This window comes from Streptomyces sp. NPDC006265, assembly GCF_040613555.1.
GTDB lineage: Bacteria > Actinomycetota > Actinomycetes > Streptomycetales > Streptomycetaceae > Streptomyces.
In genome coordinates, this window is record NZ_JBEXSH010000839.1 from 1 (window position 1) to 3954 (window position 3954).

Here is a 3954-nt window from a genome sequence, read left to right on the forward strand (position 1 = left end):
CAAGCTGACCGGCTCGCTGCGCGCCGACCCCACCATCCTCGACACCGACCAGATCGTCTACCTCTCGACGGCGAACGCCCTCGACGCGGCCCCCGTTCTGGGGACGCTTCCTGGAGATCGCCGAGGGCTTCGTGCTGCTGACCCTGGTGCCGCTGACCCTGGCGGTGTTCGACGTGTACTCGGCAGTCCGCTCGATGACCAGCTGAGCCCCGTCCTCCCGCCCTCCGTGTTCACCCGGACCAGCCGGGCGGCGGATCAACCACACCTACGTGAAGCGTCGGACGACGCAGCGGGGCGCCGGACCGCCGTCCAGCGCCGTAGTCGTGGCCGCAGGGCGGCCGCGAGGCCCGTTTCCCGCTGAGTTGGACACTCCGCCGACCGCCACGAGGCAGCGCCGCACAGGGGCTCGCCGCTCGATCACCGGGTCGTCGGGAGTGCCCGACGACCCGGTAAGGGCTCCCTTGCGCGCCCGTCACTCCGGGCGATGCCCCCCATTGCGGGGCGCCGACTCAAGATCGAACTCCCCGTCCCGTGCCCCCAGCACGAACGCCCGCCACTCCGCCTCCGTGTAGCGCAGCACCGTGTCCGGGTCGAGCGACGACCGCATCGCCACGGCCCCCTCGGGCAGGTAGGCGATCTCGACCCGCTCCTCGTGGCCCTCGGTGCCCGGCGCGCTGTGCCACTCGACACCGGAGATGTCGAGGGCGTAGAGCTCGTCCCGCTCCCGCTCCTTGCGTGCCTTGATCTCCTCAGCCGTCTCCGCCATGCCCCAGCGACCCCTTCCCGACGTACGAACGATCCGAATCTGCTCACCCTAGTGGCCCCCTCCGCTCAGGCCGGGAGGTTCGGAGACCAGGGCAAAGAGGGCTCCGGCAGCCTGGTACTCTGGGCGACGGCCGTTTGTGTACGCACCCCCGGAGCGCCGCTCTGGAGGCCGCGCTCAGCGGATCCCCGCCTCCCGAGTAACGGAAGCTCCCCCGAGACACAGACCGGGGGCACTCGGTGGCCATCACAGACCACGAGGAGTACGCGTGCCGCTCGACGCCGCTACGAAGAAGCAGATCATCACCGAGTTCGGCCAGAAGGAGGGCGACACCGGCTCCCCCGAGGTCCAGGTCGCCATGCTCTCGCGCCGCATCTCGGACCTGACCGAGCACCTCAAGACCCACAAGCACGACCACCACTCCCGTCGTGGTCTGCTGATCCTGGTGGGTCAGCGTCGCCGCCTTCTCCAGTACCTGGCGAAGAAGGACATCCAGCGCTTCCGTGCGCTGGTCGACCGCCTCGGCATCCGCCGCGGTGCGGCGGGCGCCAAGTAAGACGCCGTGAGGGGAGCGGTTCCCGAAGGAAAGGGGACCGCTCCCTTTGCTGTACGTGCGGAGTGTCACCACCGCTTTGTAGTGTGGTAGCACAACGCAATACGGACGACACAGCACCACAAGAAGAGGAGAGGCGCACCTAGCCGCCGCCGGTCCTCGGTAGTGGCCCCCGGGGGAAGTGAAACCCGGGTGCTTCGATCGAAGACCGGCCCGCACAGCCCGGAGCGCTTCTCCGCAACCGTCCCCCTGTCACACGGGCAGCGACGGGACGAAGACGAGGAGATAACGCTAGTGGAGAACGAGACCCACTACGCCGAGGCCGTCATCGACAACGGCGCCTTCGGCACCCGCACCATCCGCTTCGAGACGGGCCGCCTGGCCAAGCAGGCCGCCGGCTCCGCCGTGGCGTACCTGGACGACGACACCATGGTGCTGTCGGCCACCACCGCCTCCAAGAACCCCAAGGATCAGCTCGACTTCTTCCCCCTCACGGTGGACGTCGAGGAGCGGATGTACGCCGCCGGCAAGATCCCCGGCAGCTTCTTCCGCCGCGAGGGCCGTCCCTCCGAGGACGCGATCCTCACCTGCCGCCTGATCGACCGCCCGCTGCGCCCCTCCTTCAAGAAGGGCCTGCGCAACGAGATCCAGGTCGTCGCCACGATCATGGCGCTCAACCCCGACCACCTGTACGACGTCGTCGCGATCAACGCCGCGTCCGCGTCCACGCAGCTGGCCGGCCTGCCCTTCTCAGGCCCGATCGGCGGCGTCCGCGTCGCGCTGATCGGCGGCCAGTGGGTGGCCTTCCCGACGCACACCGAGCTTGAGGACGCCGCGTTCGACATGGTCGTCGCGGGCCGTGTCCTGGAGGACGGCGACGTCGCGATCATGATGGTCGAGGCCGAGGCCACCGAGAAGACCATCAAGCTGGTCGAGGGTGGCGCCGAGGCGCCGACCGAGGAGGTCGTCGCCGCCGGTCTGGAGGCCGCGAAGCCCTTCATCAAGGTGCTCTGCAAGGCCCAGTCGGACCTCGCCGCCAAGGCCGCCAAGCCGACTGGCGAGTTCCCGATCTTCCTGGACTACCAGGACGACGTTCTCGAGGCCCTCACCGCCGCCGTCAAGCCGGAGCTCGCCTCCGCGCTGACCATCGCCGGCAAGCAGGAGCGCGAGTCCGAGCTGGACCGCGTCAAGGCGCTCGCCGCCGAGAAGCTCCTGCCGGAGTTCGAGGGCCGCGAGAAGGAGATCTCCGCCGCGTACCGCTCGCTGACCAAGACCCTGGTCCGTGAGCGCGTCATCAAGGAGAAGAAGCGCATCGACGGCCGCGGTGTCACCGACATCCGCACCCTGGCCGCCGAGGTCGAGGCCATCCCGCGGGTCCACGGCTCCGCCGTGTTCGAGCGTGGCGAGACCCAGATCCTGGGCGTCACCACCCTGAACATGCTCCGCATGGAGCAGCAGCTGGACACCCTCTCCCCGGTGACCCGCAAGCGCTACATGCACAACTACAACTTCCCGCCGTACTCCGTCGGCGAGACCGGCCGCGTCGGCTCCCCGAAGCGCCGCGAGATCGGCCACGGCGCGCTCGCCGAGCGCGCGATCGTGCCGGTCCTGCCGACGCGCGAGGAGTTCCCCTACGCGATCCGCCAGGTGTCCGAGGCGCTGAGCTCCAACGGCTCGACGTCCATGGGCTCGGTCTGCGCCTCCACCATGTCGCTGCTGAACGCCGGTGTGCCGCTGAAGGCCCCCGTCGCCGGTATCGCCATGGGCCTGATCTCCCAGGAGATCAACGGCGAGACGCACTACGTCGCCCTCACCGACATCCTCGGTGCGGAGGACGCCTTCGGCGACATGGACTTCAAGGTCGCCGGCACGAAGGACTTCGTGACCGCCCTCCAGCTCGACACCAAGCTGGACGGCATCCCGGCCTCCGTCCTGGCCGCCGCCCTGAAGCAGGCCCGTGACGCCCGCCTCCACATCCTCGACGTGATGATGGAAGCGATCGACACGCCGGACGAGATGTCCCCGAACGCCCCGCGGATCATCACCGTCAAGATCCCCGTGGACAAGATCGGCGAGGTCATCGGCCCCAAGGGCAAGATGATCAACCAGATCCAGGAGGACACCGGCGCCGACATCACGATCGAGGACGACGGCACGATCTACATCGGCGCGGTCGACGGACCGTCTGCCGAGGCCGCCCGCACCACGATCAACGGCATCGCCAACCCGACCATGCCGGAGGTCGGCGAGCGCTACCTGGGTACGGTCGTCAAGACGACCACCTTCGGCGCGTTCGTGTCGCTGCTCCCGGGCAAGGACGGTCTGCTGCACATCTCGCAGATCCGCAAGCTCGCCGGCGGCAAGCGCGTGGAGAACGTCGAGGACGTCCTCGGTGTGGGCCACAAGGTCCAGGTCGAGATCGCCGAGATCGACTCCCGTGGCAAGCTCTCCCTGATCCCCGTGATCGAGGGCGAGGAAGGCTCGGACGAGAAGAAGGACGACGCCGACAAGTGACGTCCCAACGCTCCAAGGCGACGGCCCGCACCTCTTCGGAGGCGCGGGCCCGCCGCCCGGACCAAAACCAAAACAATGCGCAGAACGTCAACGCTAACAACCCCCAGACCCACCACCCCCCCGC

3 protein-coding genes and 1 pseudogene are annotated in these 3954 nt (G+C 68.7%); 3 read left to right on the forward strand and 1 reads right to left on the reverse strand.

What is annotated here, in order from left to right; all coding sequences use genetic code 11:
- Positions 1 to 92: 92 nt before the first annotated feature.
- Positions 93 to 206: pseudogene (locus ABZ281_RS41080) on the forward strand (hypothetical protein); the annotation flags it as partial.
- 266 nt (positions 207 to 472) lie between these two features.
- Here ABZ281_RS41080 and ABZ281_RS41085 read toward each other — a convergent pair.
- Positions 473 to 766 carry a DUF397 domain-containing protein gene (locus tag ABZ281_RS41085; protein ID WP_356663057.1) on the reverse strand — a complete coding sequence of 98 codons (294 nt, stop codon included), beginning with the start codon at positions 764 to 766 and terminating at the stop codon, positions 473 to 475.
- A gap of 265 nt (positions 767 to 1031) precedes the next feature.
- Between ABZ281_RS41085 and rpsO the strand changes: the two genes are divergently transcribed.
- Together rpsO and ABZ281_RS41095 are read left to right on the forward strand one after the other, a co-directional pair.
- Positions 1032 to 1319, forward strand: coding sequence for a 30S ribosomal protein S15 (rpsO, locus tag ABZ281_RS41090; protein WP_003993372.1), 288 nt, complete (start codon positions 1032 to 1034; stop codon positions 1317 to 1319).
- Between the two features lie 291 nt (positions 1320 to 1610).
- Positions 1611 to 3830, forward strand: a complete 2220-nt coding sequence (locus tag ABZ281_RS41095; RefSeq protein WP_356663058.1) for a polyribonucleotide nucleotidyltransferase — start codon at positions 1611 to 1613, stop codon at positions 3828 to 3830.
- Positions 3831 to 3954 lie beyond the last annotated feature (124 nt).

Coding starts and splice junctions, on each gene's coding strand:
- ABZ281_RS41085 (WP_356663057.1), bottom strand. CDS start 766: ATGGCGGAGACGGCTGAGGAGATCAAGGCACGCAAGGAGCGGGAGCGG.